Origin of the sequence: Rhabdaerophilum sp. (assembly GCF_046092605.1) — a bacterium.
Lineage (GTDB): Bacteria > Pseudomonadota > Alphaproteobacteria > Rhizobiales > Beijerinckiaceae > Rhabdaerophilum.
This window is the reverse complement of the sequence record NZ_JBJTDY010000024.1, coordinates 1-16,422: the sequence shown is the minus strand read 5'-3', so window position 1 is coordinate 16,422 and position 16,422 is coordinate 1. Positions and strand designations below refer to the sequence as shown.

Here is a 16,422-nt window from a genome sequence, read left to right as displayed (position 1 = left end):
CCGTCAGATCGGACGGATAGCGCTTCGTCTTCTTGGCGATGGCGGCCATGCGGCCTCGGGTCTCTGGTGTCCACATCGCCATCGTGAATCACATTCGCGACGGCTCGCAAAACCCCTGACGCCCGTTTCCAAACGGACTCTAAGAGGTAGGAGTAATGTCGTCATTATGACTAGTCACAATCCGAAGAGTGAGGTCCTCCGAGGACCGGAGCGTCGCCGTCGCCGGACAGCGGCGGAAAAGCTCGCGCTGATTGCCGAGACGATGGAGCCCGGCATGACGGTTAGCCTGGTTGCGGGTCGACATGGCATTGCGCCGAACCAGTTGTTTGCATGGCGCCGCCTTGCGAACGAGGGCTCGTTGACGGCGACGGCAGCCGAAGAGCCGGTTGTGCCAGCATGAGCGTACAAGGCGCTGGCGGATCAGATCCGCGAGTTGCAGCGCCTTCTCGGCAATAAAACGATGGAAGCCGAGATCCTGAAAGAGGCGCTCGATCACGCCACAGGCTCAAAAAAACACATGCTGCGATCGCTATCGCTGCCGATTGTCCGGGACGATACCCCATGACGGCGATCTGTGAGACCCTCGGGGTCGCCCGTTCGAATGTCCTCGCCCGGCTCGCTGGCAGGCCATCGAAGCAGATGGGGCGCCCACCCCTGCCGGAGGCCGATCTGCTCGCGGAGATCGAGGCCGTTATCAAAGAGCAATCGACCTGGGGCTACATCCGCATCTGGGCGCATCTTCGTCGGAAAGCCCGTGCGGAAGGCCGCATTCCAGCCAACCGGAAGCGGATCTACCGCATCATGAAGGAGCACGGTCTCTTGCTTCGGCGCCACGCCGGCGGCGCGGAAGAGCGCCGTCATGACGGCAGAGTTGCGGTTGACCATTCCAATACACGCTGGTGCTCGGATGGCTTCGAGATTGCGTGCGAAAACAAGGAGAAGGTTCGCGTCGCCTTTGCGCTCGATTGCTGCGATCGCGAGGTCATGGGACACGTGGCCACGGCCGAGGGCATCAAAGGCGAGGATATCCGCGATCTCATGGTCACCGCTGCCGAGCACCGGTTCGGTCGCATCAACCGGCTGCCCAGATCGATAGAATGGCTGACGGATAACGGCTCATGCTATCTGGCGATAACGGCTCATGCTATCTGGCGACCGAGACGCGCTCCTTCGCAAAGCAGATCGGGCTCGAGCCTCTGACGACGCCGATCGAGAGCCCACAATCCAACGGCATGGCCGAAGCCTTCGTCCGGACCTTCAAGCGCGATTACATCCGCGTGTCGCCGTGCCCGGATGCCAGATCTGTGATCGCGCAGCTGCCGAAATGGTTCGAGCATTACAATACGGTTCATCCCCACAGCGCGCTGGGATATCGTTCTCCGCGCGAGTTCATCAACGAGCGTTCAAATCGAGAGGCTCTGTCCGAAACTTAAGGGGCGAAAACACACTAAACACTTAGAGTGCCACAGCTGTGCCTTTTGGCGGAAAGTACCGCGTTCGATTTCAGCTAAGTGCTTGAAAAAATGGCGCACCCGACAGGATTCGAACCTGTGACCTTTGGATTCGGAATCCAACACTCTATCCAGCTGAGCTACGGGTGCAGCGCAGAACTCGTTTAGCGGATCAACGCGCCGCCTGCAACGCAGGGCGAGACGGCGCGATGAAATTTCCGTCGCGCGGCCTCACAGCCCCTCGAAGAGCAGGCTCGAAATATAGCGCTCGGCGAAAGATGGGATGATGAAGACGATGGTCTTCCCCGCATTTTCCGGCCGCTTGCCGAGTTCGATCGCCGCCGCCGTCGCAGCGCCCGAAGAGATGCCGCCCGGCACGCCCTCGAGCCGCGCGAGCAGGCGCGCGGTGGAGATCGCGGTGGTGCTATCCACCTGGATGATCTCGTCGATGATCCCGGTATCGAGGATATCCGGCACGAAACCCGCGCCGATGCCCTGTATCTTGTGCGGTCCAGGCTGCCCGCCCGAGAGAACCGGGCTCTCGACCGGCTCCACAGCCACCACTTTCAGCCCCGGCTTGCGGGGTTTCAGCACCTGCCCGACACCGGTGATCGTGCCGCCCGTGCCCACGCCCGCGACGAAGAGATCGATCTCGCCGTTGGTATCGTTCCAGATCTCCTCGGCGGTCGTGCGCCGATGGATCGCCGGGTTCGCCGGATTCCTGAACTGCTGCGGGATGATGGCGCCGGGAATCTCCGCTGCCAGCTCATCGGCCCGGGCGATGGCGCCTTTCATGCCATTTGCACCCTCGGTGAGCACAAGTTCCGCGCCGAGGAAGCCCAGCATCTTGCGCCGTTCGACCGACATGGTCTCCGGCATGGTCAGGATCAGGCGATAGCCCTTCGAGGCTGCGACGAAGGCGAGCGCGATCCCGGTATTGCCGGAGGTTGGCTCGATGAGAACGGACCGGCCCGGCGCGATGCGGCCCTCGGCCTCCAAGGCCTCGATCATCGAGACGCCGATGCGATCCTTCACCGATGCGATGGGGTTGAAGAATTCAAGCTTCGCCGCGAGGCGCGCCTCCACGCCCTGGTCCTTCGCGAGGCGGGACAATTCCACCAGCGGGGTATCTCCGATGGTTTCCGTGATGCCCTTATAGATGCGGCCGCGGCCCGGCTTGCTCGTCGCCATGGAAAATTCTCCTCTTTGTGAGCCAAAGCTATGCCTCGCCAAAGGGCGCTGCAACGCGAGCCGTTTCGCTATTTTGCGCGGAGATGGAGGGAATTTCCCTCAAGAACACGGTCGAAACGGAAATCAGACCCCCGTGGAGCCAAATCCGCCGCCGCCGCGCCCGGTCTCGCGGATTTCCAGCGCCGGCACGATGCGCAACTGCGTCACCGGCGCCACCACACATTGGGCGATGCGCATGCCGCGCTTCACCGTGAAGGCCTCTCCGCCGTGGTTCACGAGCATCACCTTCACCTCGCCGCGATAATCGCTGTCGATCGTGCCGGGGCTGTTGAGCACGGTGATGCCCGCGGAAAGCGCAAGGCCCGAGCGCGGGCGCACCTGCGCTTCCGTGCCGGATGGCAAGTCGAAAACAAGGCCCGTGGGGATGAGCGCACGCCCCCCGGGCGGAAGAACAACCGGCTCATCCTCGGCCAAGGCCGCCGCGAGATCGAAGCCAGCGGCCTCCGCACTCTGATAGGCTGGAAAGGGCAGGCCGTCCGCATGGGGAAGCTGCGTGATCGCGAGCGTGAGCATGTTCATCTGCGCCTCCCCTTCATGCGCGCCTCCCCTTCATGCGGGCCTCGCCAGTTTTTCCGCAAAACGCGCGATCAGCGCCGTCGCGACCTCGCCTTTGCCCATTTCCGGCAGGCTCTCGACGCCTTCCGGCGAGACGAGATGCACGCGGTTGCGATCCCCCCCCATCACGCCGGAAGCAGGGGAGACATCATTCGCCACGAGAAGATCGCAGCCTTTCCGGGCGAACTTGGCTTGCGCGTGCTCCAGCACTTTCTCGGTTTCCGCCGCGAAACCCACGACGAGGCGCGGCCGCTTCGAACGATGGCGCGAGATGCGCGCGAGGATATCCGGGTTCTCAGTCAACTGAAGTGGCGGAATGGCATTGCCATCCTTCTTGCGCTTCTCGGCCGATTCATCCGCGACGCGCCAATCCGCGACCGCCGCCGCGAAGATCGCGATGTCGGCCGGAAGCGCCTGCTCCACGGCTTCATCCATCTCGCGGGCGGTTTCCACGCGAATGGTGCGGATGCCCTGAGGCGCGGGAAGCGTCACGGGGCCGGAAACGAGGGTGACGCGCGCGCCGGCGTCCCGCGCCGCTTCGGCCAGCGCATAGCCCTGCTTGCCACTGGAGCGATTGGCGATGTAGCGCACGGGGTCGATCGGCTCATGGGTCGGTCCTGCGGTGATCAGCACGTGCTTGCCCGCGAGAGGTTTCGGGGCGACCTCTCGCGCGAAATGCGCTTCGATGGACGCCAAGATCGCCGCGGGCTCGGCCATGCGGCCCGGACCATATTCCCCGCAGGCCATCTCGCCCTCGTCGGGGCCGACGAAAGAGATGTGGTCGGCGCGCAAGGTCGCAAGATTGCGCTGGGTCGCCGGGTTGAGCCACATCCGCACATTCATCGCCGGGGCCATCAGCACGGGCTTGTCGGTGGCGAGCAGCGCGGTGGAGGCGAGATCATTCGCGAGGCCATGGGCCGCCTTCGCCATGAGATCGGCCGTCGCCGGTGCGACGACCACGAGATCGGCCGAGCGGGAAAGCTCGATATGCCCCATCTCGATCTCGTCGGTCAGCGAGAACAGGGCATCATGCACCTTCTCGCCCGTCAGGCTCGCGAGCGTCAGCGGCGTCACGAATTCCGCGCCGGCCTTGGTGAGGATGACACGGACATGGCCCCCGGCCTTGCGGATGAGGCGCACCAGCTCGGGGGTCTTGCAGGCCGCGATTCCGCCGCCGACGATCAGAAGAACGCGCTTGCTATTCAACATGCTCAGGCCTCCGGGGCGAGACTAGACCGAAAACCGCGCCAATGCGATGGCAAGCAGCGCCAGCGCGCCGGTCCAGGCGGCGATGGTCAGCGGCAGCATGAGGGGCGCGCGCGCGGGCGGATTTTCCCGCGGTGTTTCCAGCGCAATGAGCAGGCGCTCTGCCCGTTCCGCGAGGTCCGGCAGGCGGCGCGCCGATTGCAGGATCGCCCCGGCATCGCGCGCAAGGGCCTCGATCCGCCCGACGGGCCCGAGATGACGCTCGATCCAGTCGCGGATGACCGGCTCGGCCGTCGTCCACATGTTGAAGGAGGGATCGAGCGAACGCGACACGCCCTCGACCACGACGAGCGTTTTCTGGAGCAGCACGAGTTCCGTGCGTGTAGCCATGTCGAACAGGCCGGTGATTTCGAAGAGGAGGCTCAGAAGCTCCGCCATGGAGATTTCCGCGGCGTTGCGGCCGTGGATCTTCTCGCCCACGGCCCGCAGGGCCTGCGCGAAGGCCTCGACCGAATGGTAACGCGGCACATAACCCGCCTCGAAATGCACTTCCGCGATACGCCGGTAATCGCGCGTGATGAAGCCGAACAGGATTTCCGCGAGGAAGCGCCGCTCGTTCTGGCCGAGGCGGCCCATGATGCCGAGATCCACCGCGACCAGCCTGCCGTCGCGCGTCGTGAACAGGTTTCCCTGATGCATGTCGGCATGGAAAAAGCCGTCGCGCAGGGCATGGCGCAGGAAGTTCTGCATCACGATGCGCGCAAGATCGACCCGGTCGATGCCGGCGGCCTCTATCGCCTTGATATCCGTGAGCTTGATGCCGTCGATCCAGTCCATCGTGAGGACGGTGCGGGCGGAATTCGCCCAATCCACGCGCGGCACGGAAAATTCGGGATCGTTCGCGGTGGCCTCGGCCATCTCCGAGAGTGCCGCGGCCTCGAAGCGCAGATCCATCTCGAGTTCGACCGTGCGCCTCAGCGTCAGCACCACATCATAGGGCTTGAGACGGCGCGCGGAGGGCACGAGGCGCTCGATCAGCTTCGCGACGAAGGCCTGCGCGGCGATGTCGCGCTGGAACAGCGCGGGGATGCCCGGACGCAACACCTTCACCGCCACGCGACGCAGCGAGCCATCCTCCAGCCGGATCTCGCCCTCATGCACCTGCGCGATCGAGGCGGCCGCGACTGCCGGGCCGAGGCGCGTGAAGAGTGCGGAAACCGGCTTGCCGAGCGCGGTTTCGATCTCGGTTTCCGCAATGGTCTGCGGGAAGGCAGGCATGCGATCCTGCAGGCCTTCGAGGTCCCGGGCGAGAGAGACACCCACGATATCCGGCCGCGTTGCGAGAAATTGTCCGAGCTTCACGTAGGAAGGGCCGAGGCGCGTCAGCGCGGCCATGATGCGCTCGGCGCGGCCCGCATCCGCATGGCGCGCGAGCAACCGCGCGACCCAGAGACCGGGGCGGGCCAGCGCCGGCGCGCGCTCGGGCGGCACCAGAGCCAACACGCCTTCGCGCGTCAGCACATAACCGACACGCGCAAGATGCAGGAGGTGACCGAAAGCTCCGAACACGCCGGCCTCAAAGCTTCCAGCCGGAATGGATGTTTGCGATTCCGCCCGTGAGCGAACGATGCGAGACGCGCGCGAAACCCGCCTCGCGGATCATCTCCGAGAAGGCATTGGGCCGCGGAAACTGGCGGATCGATTCCACCAGATAGCGATAGGGCTCGCCATCGCCCGTGACCAGCGCACCCAGGGGCGGGATGACGTTGAACGAATAGGCATCATAGAGCCGATCGAGCACCGGCATCTCCACCGGCGCGAATTCTAGGCAGAGGAAACGCCCGCCGCGCTTCAGCACGCGATAGGCCTCGTGCAGCGCCACCTGGATGCGCGGCACGTTCCGGATGCCGAACGCGATGGTGTAGCCGTCAAAGCTGCGATCCTCGAAGGGCAGTTCCTCGGCATTGCCCTCCACGAAGGCGCAGCGATCGGAATAGCCGCCCTTCGCCGCGCGCTCCTCGCCGACGCCGAGCATGGAGGCGTTGATGTCGAGGATGGTCACGGAAGTCGCCGGCCCGCCCGCATCGAGGATGCGGAAGGCCACGTCACCCGTGCCGCCCGCGACATCGAGATGCCTGAATGGCGCTGTTTTCGGCGGTCTCAGCATGGCGATCAGCGTCGCCTTCCAGGCCCGATGCAGGCCGGCGGACATCAGGTCGTTCATCAGGTCGTAGCGCGAGGCGACCTTGTGGAACACATCATCCACCTTCGCCTGCTTCTCGCCGAGCGATACGGTGGTGAAGCCGAAATGCGTGGTTTCGCTGGCCTGCTGGCTCATGGTCCTGTCCTCACGCGCGCGAAGAGACGTGCATGGATTGTCGCCCCGCGGATTGAATTGACATGCCGTGCTCTCATCTTGGCCAAAGCCATAGCGGATCTTGGGCAAAGCCATAGCGGAGCTTTGTGCGCCGCGCTATGGCGTTCGATCAAACGCGGCAAAGCGTCAAGCGGAGCAAACGAACCCATGCCCGAATTGCCGGAGGTCGAAACGGTCCGTCGCGGGCTCGCACCCGTGATCGAGGGTCGGACCATCGTTACGGTGGAACTGCGCCGGCCGGATTTGCGGTTTCCGTTTCCCGATCGCTTTGCCCAGCGCCTCACGGGCGCGATGATTGGCCCGCTCGGGCGTCGCGCGAAATATCTGCTGCTGCCGCTCGCCACCGGCGAGACACTGATCCTCCATCTCGGCATGAGTGGTCGCGTTCTGATCGAGACCGGCGGCGAACGCCAGCAGCTCGGCGAATTCCATCACGAGCAGGGCCGCCTCGCGGCGCATGACCACGTCTTGCTCCAGCTCTCCGGCGGGGTGCGCGTGATCTATCATGATGTGCGCCGGTTCGGCTTCATGCGACTGGCACCGACGGATGCGCTCGAAACCGACCCCTTCATCGCGGAACTGGGGCCGGAACCGCTCGGCAATGCCTTCCATGCGGAGCACCTTCTGAAGGTGTTCGCGGGTCGTGCCGTGCCGCTGAAATCTGCACTCCTCGACCAGAAGAAGGTCGCGGGCCTCGGCAATATCTATGTCTGCGAGGCGCTGAATCGCTCCGGCCTCTCGCCTTATCGCGCCGCACGCAGCCTCACGGCATCGGAAGCCGCGCGCCTCGTGAGTGAAATCCGCGCCGTGCTGAGAGAGGCGATCGCCGCCGGAGGTTCGACCTTGCGCGATTTCCGCCATGAGGATGGTTCGCTTGGCTATTTCCAGCACAGTTTCCGCGTCTATGGCCGCGAAGGCGAGGCCTGCCCGATGCCCGGCTGCGGCGGCGCGATCGAGCGGCAGGTGCAATCCGGCCGCTCCACCTTTTTCTGTGCGATTTGCCAGATCTGAATGCAGCCCCTTCTGCCCCTCTGGCGCGCGCGTCTCGTGCGCGCTATCCCAAGAAACTACCAGAGCCGGAAAGGGAGCCGACCATGTCCGCGGAGCCGTTGGGATACGAAACCATTCTTGTCGAAACACATGGCCGGGTTGGCCTCATCCGCTTCAACCGTCCCCAGGCGCTGAACGCGATCAACCGGCAGCTTCTTGCGGATCTCGCCTGCGCGCTCGAGGGTTTCGAGCGTGATCCGAAGATCGGCGCCCTCGTCATCACCGGCAACGAGAAGGCCTTCGCGGCCGGCGCCGATATCCGCGAGATGGCGCATTACACCTATCCCGACAGCTATCTCATGGATTTCGGCGCTTCGTCGGATCGTCTTGCGAAGGTGCGCAAACCCGTCATCGCGGCGGTGGCCGGCTTCGCTCTGGGCGGCGGCTGCGAGCTTGCCATGATGTGCGATTTCATCATTGCCGGCGAAAACGCGAAATTCGGCCAGCCCGAGATCAAGCTTGGCGTCATGCCGGGCTTTGGCGGCTCCCAGCGCCTCACACGCGCGGTGGGCAAGGCGAAGGCGATGGATCTCTGCCTCACCGGCCGCATGATGGATGCGGCGGAGGCCGAGCGTTCCGGCCTCGTCTCGCGCATCGTGCCTGTGGACAAGCTCGTCGAGGAGGCGCTCGCGGCCGCAGCCACGATCAGCGATTTCGCACCCTATGTGGCGATGCTGAACAAGGAGGCGGTGAACGCCGTCTTCGAAAGCACGCTCGCCGAGGGAATCCATATGGAGCGCCGACTCTTCCAGCCGCTCTTTGGCACGGAAGCCCAGAAGGAAGGGATGGCGGCCTTCATCGAGAAGCGCAAAGCCCAGTTCCACAAGGATTGAGGCGTGCCCGATTCCGGCCTGGCGCTCGAGGTCCTCGCGCTTCTCACCGCAGTGGCTTTCGCGGCCGGTTTCCTCGATGCCATCGCCGGCGGGGGCGGGCTGATCACCGTGCCGGCACTTCTCATTGCGGGCGTGCCGCCGGTTCAGGCCATCGCCACCAACAAGCTGCAGGGCACGTTCGGGGTGCTCTCTTCCACCGCGGCCTTCCTGCGCGCCGGCGCGATTGAAAAGCGCCTTGTGCTGCCGCTTGGCGGCGCGGCCTTCGCGGGAGGGGTGGCGGGCGCGGTGCTGGCCACGCTCGCGCCTGTCGGCGTGCTGCGCACGATCATCCCCTTCATCCTGATCGCCATCGCCATCTATATGCTGCTTACCCCGAAGTTCGGGGATGGAGACGCGAAATCTCGGCTCTCGCCGCCGGCCTTCGCGGGCTCGGTGGGTGCCACCATCGGCATTTATGATGGGGTTTTCGGCCCTGGCGCCGGCACTTTCTATCTCATCGGGCTCATCCTGCTCTGTGGCTTCCCGCTCCTGAAGGCCACCGCGCATACGAAACTGATGAATGCGGCGAGCAATCTCGGTGCCCTCGGCTTTTTTCTCTCGGCGGGGCATGTGCTCATCGTGCCGGGCCTCGCCATGGGCGTGGCCGCCGCGGCCGGGGCCTATATTGGTGCGCGGACCGGCCTGAAACATGGCGCGCGGCTGATCCGGCCGCTGGTCATTCTCGTGTCGCTCGCCATGGCGCTGCGGCTGCTGCTGGACCCTCTCCATCCTTTTGCGGGGGCGGTCCGGGGCGCCCTCGGATTCTGATCGGGCAAGGCAGCGGATTCCGGTTGACCCATTGCGCCGATCGTGGCATGGGACCCTCTCTTCGCGGCGGAGTTGCCTGAGCGCGAAAGCTTTTTTCGTTCCTTCCGAAACGTCGAGGCGATGGCCTCCCGGTCCGGGATGGGATCATCTTTCTCGGGTGTGGCTGGGACCGCGCCTCACGAAACCGGAGACCGAGTATCCATGGCGAATACCAAGTCGGCCAAGAAGGCGGCGCGTCAGGCGCTTCGCCGTACGGAAGTCAACAAGTCGCGCCGCACCCGCATGCGCACCGCGATCCGCAAGGCCGAGGAAGCAATCACCGGGGCTGACGCCAACGTGGCTCTCAAGGCGCTCGTGGCGGCTCAGTCACAACTGATGAAGGCCGCCCAGAAGGGCATCGTTCACAAGAATATGGCGGCCCGGAAGATCTCGCGCCTCTCGAAGAGGATCAAGGCTCTCGAAGCCTGATCCTTCCTTGCATTCATGCCTTTGAAGCGCGCTCTCTGGGGCGCGTTTTTTGTTGTTTCGCGCGCGCCTGCAGGCCTGGGTTGAGTGCTGTGCTCTCGTCCGCGATTTTCCGGCTTTTTGCTTTTCGCTTTCGCTTGCGCTCAGTCCCCTGCCTTTCCAGCCATCTTCCGGCCGCGCATGAGAAGATGTGTTTTTACAAAGGGTTAGAGGGTAAGACCAATTTCCGCATGCTGGAAGCCTCTAGCCGGCCAAATGCGGCACAATAATGTTTCGACATCGAAATGAAACGTATGGTTCATGGTTAATCAGGGGATTCAAAGGCGGGAATCAAACACTTGTCACCGCCCGGAAGTTGCCCCGTGCGGCGGCCATTGATCCGGGTCGATCGAGGCGCCCCACAACCCGCTGGAAGACGCTTGCCAAGCCACCGCTGAGCCGGTTAATCAAACCTTAACGTCGGCTGGAGTTGAATTTCGAGGAGCAACTCCAAGGAATGTCCGGCAAACTGCGCGAAGAATAAAGGTAGGGGGAAGACTGTGGCGAACCGATCGATAGTCCTGTTCGGAACGCGGCTGGAGTTATCCCATGCCTATCCTGGCAGCTCATCTGTCCCTTGACGCAGTCTTGAGGTCCGAAAGCGCTTCGCTTCTCTCAAAAATCGTTTGGACCGCCGGGTTTTTACTGAAAACCGGATTGGTGCGTTCGTCTTCCTGATAACCCTGCGAAAAAGCAGCGGAGAATACCATGTTCAAGCCAACGGAAGATGGACGTTGCGGCCGGGATGCATCGCCTGTCCCGGCGACGGCGCTGTCTGCGCTTGCCCTCGGCTGGGACCGCGTCCAGCGCCGCCTGCGGGCGGAACTCGGCGAAGATGTGTTCGCCAGTTGGTTCAAGTGCCTTGAGCTTTCGGGAGGCTCGGCCGACCAGATTCAGCTTTCGGTTCCGACCAAGTTCCTGAAAAACTGGATCCAGCAGCATTACCTCGAGCGCATTGCCTCGCATATCGCGCAGGAAATGCCAGGCATTGCCCGCATCTCCATCGTGATGCGGGCGACCGGCAGCGCGGCGGGTGCCGCCCGTCAGGACATGGCGTCCCCGGCGCCGGCAGCGCGCAAACCGGCAGCCGAGCCGCAGCCGAAGCCGGCGATGGCCATTGCACGTCGCGAGGAGGCACCAGTCGCGCCTGAGTCCGACAACCAGGTGGGCTCGCCGCTGGATCGCCGCCTTGTGCTCTCCAGTTTCCAGGTCGGCCGATCGAACATCATGGCGCATGCCGCCGCGATGCAGATCGTGCAGGCGAAACCCGCCGAGATGCCGGTGTTCAACCCGCTTTTCGTGCATGCCAATGTGGGCCTGGGCAAAACGCATCTGCTGCAAGGCGCGGCGCAGGCGATCGAGGCCTCGGGGCGTCGCGTGCTCTATCTCACGGCCGAGCGCTTCATGTATGGCTTTGCCGCATCGCTGAAGGCGCAGACGGCCCTGGCCTTCAAGGAACAGCTGCGTGGCATCGACGTGCTGGTGATCGACGATGCGCAGTTCCTGCACGGCCCCAAGAGCCAGCAGGAATTCTGCCACACGCTCAATGCCCTGATCGATAGCGGCAAGCAGGTCGTCGTGGCGGCGGATCGTCCGCCGACCGATCTCGAAGGCCTGGAGGAGCGGGTTCAATCGCGCCTTGCCGGCGGGCTCGTCGTGGAGATCGGCGCGCTGGATGAAGCCTTGCGCGTGAACATTCTCGAGGCACGCATTGCCGCGGCGAAGCTTCTGCACCCGGGTTTCGAGGTGGTGCCGGATGTCGTGGCCCATGTCGCCCGCCTCATCACCACCAACGGGCGCGATCTCGAAGGCGCGGTGAACCGGCTTCTGGCTCGCGCGACGCTCACCGGCGGCATGCTGGATGTCGCGACCGCCGATGAGGCGATCCGTGATCTTGTGCGCCATCGCGAGCCGAAACGCGTGAAGATCGAGGATATCCAGCGCCTCGTCGCAAACCACTATAATGTCAGCCGCGCGGATATCCTCTCGTCCCGCCGCACGGCGACCGTGGTGCGCCCGCGCCAGATCGCGATGTATCTTGCGAAATCGCTCACATTGCGCTCGCTGCCGGAGATCGGCCGGCGCTTCGGCGGACGCGATCATACCACGGTCCTGCATGCCGTGCGCAAGATCGAGGGCATGGTGGTCAAGGATCAGGAGCTCGCGACCGAGATCGATCATCTCAAGCGCATGCTGCAGGAATAACCCGCATTTGCTGGGGAAGCCCTGCGGGCATACAGCGCCCGCGCTTGCGCTTTTGGCGCCAACCGTCCATCGTTTCACGCAGTCTCGACAGCCGGGCGGGCCGCATGGCGGCGATTCGTCCGGACGATGGAACCAGACGGATACGTTTGCGATGAAGGTTACGGTTGAACAGGCCGCGTTGCTCAAGGCCCTCGGTCACGTCCACCGCGTGGTGGAGCGGCGGAACACCATTCCGATCCTTGCCAATGTGCTGCTGCGCGCCTCGGATGGCCAGCTCGCGCTGAAGGCCACCGACCTTGATATCGATATCGTTGAAACCATCGCGGCGAATGTGACGCAGGAAGGCACCACCTCCGTGCCGGCGCATGTGCTGCATGACATCGTGCGCAAGCTGGCCGATGGCGCGCAGGTCAGCCTCGAGCAGGATGGGCAGGCCGGTCAGGTGACCTTGCGCTCGGGTCGTTCGCGCTTCAGCCTGCAGACCCTGCCGGAAAGCGATTTCCCCGATCTTGCGCCGGGTGAGATGAGTCACAGATTCGATGTGGCGGCGGCCGATCTGCGCCTGCTGATCGAAAAGACGCAGTTCGCCATCTCGACCGAGGAAACCCGCTATTACCTCAATGGCATCTATCTGCATGTCATCGACGGCAAGCTGCGCGCGGTTGCGACCGATGGCCATCGTCTCGCCTTGGCGGATGTTGCCGCGCCGGCCGGCGCTTCTGGCATGCCGGGCGTGATCCTGCCGCGCAAGACCGTGTCGGAACTGCTCAAGCTTGTCTCGGAGGCCAGCGAAGCCGTCACGGTCGAACTCTCCAGCGTGAAGATCCGCGTCAGCACCGGCGCGGTCGTGCTTACCTCGAAGCTGATCGACGGCACCTTCCCGGATTACCAGCGCGTCATTCCGCAACGGAACGACAAGCTGATGATCGTGGAGCGCGACGAATTCGCGCGCTCGGTGGATCGCGTCTCCACCATCTCCAGCGAGCGCGGTCGCGCGGTGAAATTTGCCCTTGGCGATGGAAAGCTGACGCTTTCCGTGCACAATCCGGATGCGGGGCAGGCGACGGAAGAGCTCCTGGTCGATTACGAGGCGAGCCCGCTCGAGATCGGTTTCAATGCACGCTATCTGCTTGATATCGTGAGCCAGCTCGAGGGCGACACTGCTTTGGTGAAGCTGTTTGATTCCGGCTCGCCGACCTTGATCCAGGATCGGGAGGGCGCGGCCAGCCTCTATGTGCTGATGCCCATGCGCGTGTGAGCGCGCCCGCTTTTCGGGTCGAGATGCCCGGTCGCAAGCCAGGCCCGCTCATCCGCCGCCTGCGCCTCACGGATTTCCGCTGCTATGCCAGCCTCGATTTCGCCTCGCCCGCGCGGCTGCTGGCACTGGCGGGGCCCAATGGCGCGGGCAAGACCAATATCCTCGAGGCCCTGTCGCTGTTCGGTCCGGGCCGTGGATTGCGCCGTGCGCAACTCACCAGCATGGCGCGGAAATCTGGCTCGGGTGCCTTCGCCATCCATGCCGAGGGCGAGGGGCGGCTGGGCGATGTCGCGCTCGGCACGGCGATGCTGCCGGGCGAGCCCGGGCGGATCTGTCGCATCGATCGCGAGCCGGTGCCCGGCGCCAACCGCTTCCTCGATCATCTCGGGCTTCTCTGGCTCACGCCGGATCAGGACGGCCTGTTCCGGGGATCGGCGGGGGATCGGCGGCGTTTTCTCGATCGCCTCGTGCTCGCGATCGACCCTGACCATGCGAGCCGCGCGAGTGCATTTGAGAATGCCCTGCGCCATCGCAATCGCCTGCTGGAGGATGAGCGCGCCGATGCCCACTGGCTCGATGCCATCGAGCGCGAGATCGCGGAAATCGGCACCGCTCTTGCGGCCGCGCGGCGCGAAACCGTGATCCGCCTCGATGCGATGGGCCGCGCGGATGCCGCGATCATCGCGCCTTTCCCTTTCGCGATCCTCCGCCTTGAGGGCGATGTCGAGGAACGCCTCGCGCAGGAGAAGGCCGGCGCGGTCGAGGATTGGTTCCGGGCTGCCCTGCGTGACAATCGCTGGCGCGACCGGCAGGCCGGGCGCACATTGATCGGCCCGCAGGCGAGCGATCTCGTGGTGTCGCATGGCCCGAAAGGCGAGGAAGCCGTTTTCTGCTCCACGGGCGAGCAGAAGGCATTGCTCATCGGGCTCATTCTGGCGCAGTCCCGGCTGATCGCGCAGGTCCGGGGCGAGCCGCCGATCCTTCTGCTTGATGAAATCGCCGCGCATCTCGATGAAAGCCGCCGCGCAGCACTTTTCGCCATGCTCGACGGCCTTGGCACGCAGGCCTTCATGACCGGAACGGATCGCGCCCTGTTCGAGGCCTTGCCGCCGGGCGGTTTGTGCTGCGCGGTCCACGATGGCAAGCTGGAGCCCTTGCGCTGAACTTCGGAATGGCCATCATGTCCCTCACCGCCCTTCTGGTTTTCGTCTCGGTCTATGCCATCGCGGTGGCGACCCCCGGTCCCGGCGTCGCGGCCGTGGTGGCCCGCACCCTGGGGCGCGGCATGAATGGCGCTTTGCCCTTCGTGCTCGGCTTCGTGGTGGGCGATCTCCTCTGGTTCGTCGCGGCGGCGGCGGGGCTTTCCGTGCTGGCCAAGACCTATGCGCCGCTCTTTGTGGTGCTGAAAGTTGCGGGCTGCGCCTATCTCGTCTGGATCGCGTTCCAGCTCTGGCGTTCGGAGCCGGTGCTGCCGGAAGCGGGCGCCGCACCCTCGGCGGAAAGCGCGCTCGCGGCCTTCCTCGGCTCGCTGTTCCTCACGCTCGGGAACCCGAAGGTGATGGTCTTCTTTCTCTCGATCATGCCGCTGGTGGTGAAACCGGAGGAGATCTCGCTGGTCGTCGGCGTGGAACTCGCGGTGACGATCGGATTGGTGATCTCCAGCATCATGCTCGGCTACATGCTGCTCGCGAACCGCGCGCGGCGGATGTTCCGCTCGAAAAAGGCGATTTCCGTCATTCAGAAAGCGAATGCCGGTGTGCTCGCGGGGGCGGCGGCCTTGATCGCCACGCGATGAAGGCCGGGCTCGTCCAGTTTGCGGCGTTTCTCGATCTCGCGTTGACGCTGTTCCATGTCGCCTTCTGGCGCCTGTTCCGTTGGCCGGAGACGCTTGAACCTTCCGGGCGCCTGAACACCGCCGTGACGCAGGTGATGAACATCATGCTCACCTTCCTGTTCGGAACGGTGGCGGCGACCCTGTTCTGGATGGGGCCTTCGACGCCTGCGCCGCTGCTGCTGGCGGCAGCCGCTTTCGGGGCCTTGCGGACCGGATTGCAGCCCATCTTTTTCGGGCTCCGCAGCCGCGCTTCGCAGGGCTTCACCGCGATGATGATTCTCCTCACGCTTGTGCATCTCGGCGCGGCGCTCGCTTGAGTATCTTGCTGTTGAAATTCTTCAGGAAATGACGGCTCTCAGCATTCGCGCGTGCATGCGCGCACGTGAAGGGCTATGTTTGCCCATCCGATTCGTGGAAAGGCCTCCCCTTCGATGACCAGCCCTGAAACGCCCGAGATCTCTGATGCCTCGCAAGCCTATGGCGCGGATAGCATCAAGGTGCTCAAGGGCCTCGATGCGGTGCGCAAGCGGCCGGGCATGTTTATCGGCGATACCGATGACGGTTCGGGCCTGCATCACATGGTCTACGAGGTGGTGGACAACGCCATCGACGAGGCGCTGGCGGGACATGCCGATCTCGTGACGGTCACGCTCAATGCCGACGGTTCCTGCACCGTGCGCGACAACGGCCGTGGCATCCCCACGGACATCCACAAGGAGGAGGGGGTTTCGGCGGCCGAGGTCATCATGACCCAGCTCCATGCGGGCGGCAAATTCGACCAGAACTCCTACAAGGTCTCGGGCGGCCTGCATGGCGTCGGCGTTTCGGTGGTGAACGCGCTCTCGAAATGGCTGAAGCTGCGCATCCATCGCGATGGCCAGATCCACGAGATGAGCTTCACCCATGGCGATGCGGATGCGCCGCTGAAGGTGGTGGGCACCTATGGGCAGGATCGCCAGCCGGGCCGCTTCGAAGGCCGTTCGGGCTCGGAGATCACCTTCCTGCCCTCGACCGAAACCTTCACCATGGTCGAGTTCGACTATTCCACGCTCGAACATCGCCTGCGCGAGCTGGCCTTCCTGAATTCCGGC

The 16,422-nt window shown here is 64.2% G+C and carries 15 protein-coding genes, 1 tRNA gene and 1 pseudogene; 11 read left to right on the top strand and 6 right to left on the bottom strand.

From position 1 onward, the window contains the following. Window positions 1–166 precede the first annotated feature (166 nt). Window positions 167–1,433, top strand: a pseudogene (locus ACKODO_RS02535) (IS3 family transposase). Window positions 1,434–1,524: 91 nt separating this feature from the next. On the opposite strand, the gene ACKODO_RS02530 reads toward ACKODO_RS02535, so the two are convergent. The 6 genes from ACKODO_RS02530 to ubiE all read right to left on the bottom strand — a co-directional run bounded on the left by ACKODO_RS02530 (window position 1,525) and on the right by ubiE (window position 6,801). Next, a tRNA-Arg gene (locus ACKODO_RS02530) sits at window positions 1,525–1,601 on the bottom strand. Window positions 1,602–1,682: 81 nt separating this feature from the next. Further along, window positions 1,683–2,642, bottom strand: coding sequence for a cysteine synthase A (cysK, locus tag ACKODO_RS02525; RefSeq protein WP_408981884.1), 960 nt, complete (start codon window positions 2,640–2,642; stop codon window positions 1,683–1,685). A gap of 123 nt (window positions 2,643–2,765) precedes the next feature. Continuing rightward, on the bottom strand, window positions 2,766–3,221 hold the full coding sequence (gene dut / locus ACKODO_RS02520; RefSeq protein ID WP_408981883.1) for a dUTP diphosphatase: 456 nt from the start codon (window positions 3,219–3,221) through the stop codon (window positions 2,766–2,768). Between the two features lie 30 nt (window positions 3,222–3,251). Further along, window positions 3,252–4,466 (bottom strand): bifunctional phosphopantothenoylcysteine decarboxylase/phosphopantothenate--cysteine ligase CoaBC, encoded by a 1,215-nt coding sequence (gene coaBC, locus ACKODO_RS02515; RefSeq protein WP_408981882.1) that lies wholly within the window; start codon window positions 4,464–4,466, stop codon window positions 3,252–3,254. Between the two features lie 21 nt (window positions 4,467–4,487). Continuing rightward, window positions 4,488–6,032, bottom strand: a complete 1,545-nt coding sequence (gene ubiB, locus ACKODO_RS02510) for a 2-polyprenylphenol 6-hydroxylase (RefSeq protein ID WP_408981881.1) — start codon at window positions 6,030–6,032, stop codon at window positions 4,488–4,490. Window positions 6,033–6,039: 7 nt separating this feature from the next. Beyond that, the gene (ubiE, locus tag ACKODO_RS02505) at window positions 6,040–6,801 is read right to left on the bottom strand and encodes a bifunctional demethylmenaquinone methyltransferase/2-methoxy-6-polyprenyl-1,4-benzoquinol methylase UbiE (protein WP_408981880.1); all 762 of its coding nucleotides are present in this window, start codon (window positions 6,799–6,801) and stop codon (window positions 6,040–6,042) included. Window positions 6,802–6,987: 186 nt separating this feature from the next. On the opposite strand from ubiE, the gene mutM reads away from it, so the two are divergent. The 10 genes from mutM to ACKODO_RS02455 form a co-directional block, all read left to right on the top strand. Next, window positions 6,988–7,851 (top strand): bifunctional DNA-formamidopyrimidine glycosylase/DNA-(apurinic or apyrimidinic site) lyase, encoded by an 864-nt coding sequence (mutM, locus tag ACKODO_RS02500; RefSeq protein WP_408981879.1) that lies wholly within the window; start codon window positions 6,988–6,990, stop codon window positions 7,849–7,851. Between the two features lie 98 nt (window positions 7,852–7,949). Beyond that, a complete protein-coding gene (locus ACKODO_RS02495) occupies window positions 7,950–8,723 on the top strand; it encodes an enoyl-CoA hydratase (protein WP_408981885.1) in 774 nt (257 codons plus the stop codon). Window positions 8,724–8,726: 3 nt separating this feature from the next. Beyond that, window positions 8,727–9,530, top strand: coding sequence for a TSUP family transporter (locus ACKODO_RS02490; RefSeq protein ID WP_408981878.1), 804 nt, complete (start codon window positions 8,727–8,729; stop codon window positions 9,528–9,530). A 201-nt stretch (window positions 9,531–9,731) separates the two neighbouring features. Continuing rightward, the gene (gene rpsT / locus ACKODO_RS02485) at window positions 9,732–9,998 is read left to right on the top strand and encodes a 30S ribosomal protein S20 (protein ID WP_408981877.1); all 267 of its coding nucleotides are present in this window, start codon (window positions 9,732–9,734) and stop codon (window positions 9,996–9,998) included. Window positions 9,999–10,742: 744 nt separating this feature from the next. Then, the gene (gene dnaA / locus ACKODO_RS02480) at window positions 10,743–12,239 is read left to right on the top strand and encodes a chromosomal replication initiator protein DnaA (RefSeq protein ID WP_408981876.1); all 1,497 of its coding nucleotides are present in this window, start codon (window positions 10,743–10,745) and stop codon (window positions 12,237–12,239) included. 151 nt (window positions 12,240–12,390) lie between these two features. After that, the gene (gene dnaN, locus ACKODO_RS02475; RefSeq protein ID WP_408981875.1) at window positions 12,391–13,497 is read left to right on the top strand and encodes a DNA polymerase III subunit beta; all 1,107 of its coding nucleotides are present in this window, start codon (window positions 12,391–12,393) and stop codon (window positions 13,495–13,497) included. Between the two features lie 23 nt (window positions 13,498–13,520). Next, entirely contained in the window at window positions 13,521–14,660 is a 1,140-nt protein-coding gene (recF, locus tag ACKODO_RS02470) for a DNA replication/repair protein RecF (RefSeq protein ID WP_408981874.1), read from the top strand. A gap of 17 nt (window positions 14,661–14,677) precedes the next feature. Beyond that, complete coding sequence (locus ACKODO_RS02465; RefSeq protein WP_408981873.1) at window positions 14,678–15,292, top strand: LysE family translocator; 615 nt, start codon at window positions 14,678–14,680, stop codon at window positions 15,290–15,292. Further along, complete coding sequence (locus tag ACKODO_RS02460) at window positions 15,289–15,648, top strand: hypothetical protein (RefSeq protein WP_408981872.1); 360 nt, start codon at window positions 15,289–15,291, stop codon at window positions 15,646–15,648. Before ACKODO_RS02465 ends, ACKODO_RS02460 begins: the two co-directional genes overlap by 4 nt. 114 nt (window positions 15,649–15,762) lie before the next feature. Further along, a partial coding sequence (locus ACKODO_RS02455) for an ATP-binding protein (protein ID WP_408981871.1) occupies window positions 15,763–16,422 on the top strand: 660 nt, incomplete at its 3' end.

Bases quoted from the DNA above. Each gene is read 5' to 3' on its own strand.
- recF (WP_408981874.1), top strand. From the start codon at position 13,521: ATGCCCGGTCGCAAGCCAGGCCCGCTCATCCGCCGCCTGCGCCTCACG.
- mutM (WP_408981879.1), top strand. From the start codon at position 6,988: ATGCCCGAATTGCCGGAGGTCGAAACGGTCCGTCGCGGGCTCGCACCC.
- cysK (WP_408981884.1), bottom strand. From the start codon at position 2,642: ATGGCGACGAGCAAGCCGGGCCGCGGCCGCATCTATAAGGGCATCACG.
- dnaA (WP_408981876.1), top strand. From the start codon at position 10,743: ATGTTCAAGCCAACGGAAGATGGACGTTGCGGCCGGGATGCATCGCCT.
- dut (WP_408981883.1), bottom strand. From the start codon at position 3,221: ATGAACATGCTCACGCTCGCGATCACGCAGCTTCCCCATGCGGACGGC.
- dnaN (WP_408981875.1), top strand. From the start codon at position 12,391: ATGAAGGTTACGGTTGAACAGGCCGCGTTGCTCAAGGCCCTCGGTCAC.
- ubiE (WP_408981880.1), bottom strand. From the start codon at position 6,801: ATGAGCCAGCAGGCCAGCGAAACCACGCATTTCGGCTTCACCACCGTA.
- coaBC (WP_408981882.1), bottom strand. From the start codon at position 4,466: ATGTTGAATAGCAAGCGCGTTCTTCTGATCGTCGGCGGCGGAATCGCG.
- ACKODO_RS02460 (WP_408981872.1), top strand. From the start codon at position 15,289: ATGAAGGCCGGGCTCGTCCAGTTTGCGGCGTTTCTCGATCTCGCGTTG.
- ACKODO_RS02465 (WP_408981873.1), top strand. From the start codon at position 14,678: ATGTCCCTCACCGCCCTTCTGGTTTTCGTCTCGGTCTATGCCATCGCG.
- rpsT (WP_408981877.1), top strand. From the start codon at position 9,732: ATGGCGAATACCAAGTCGGCCAAGAAGGCGGCGCGTCAGGCGCTTCGC.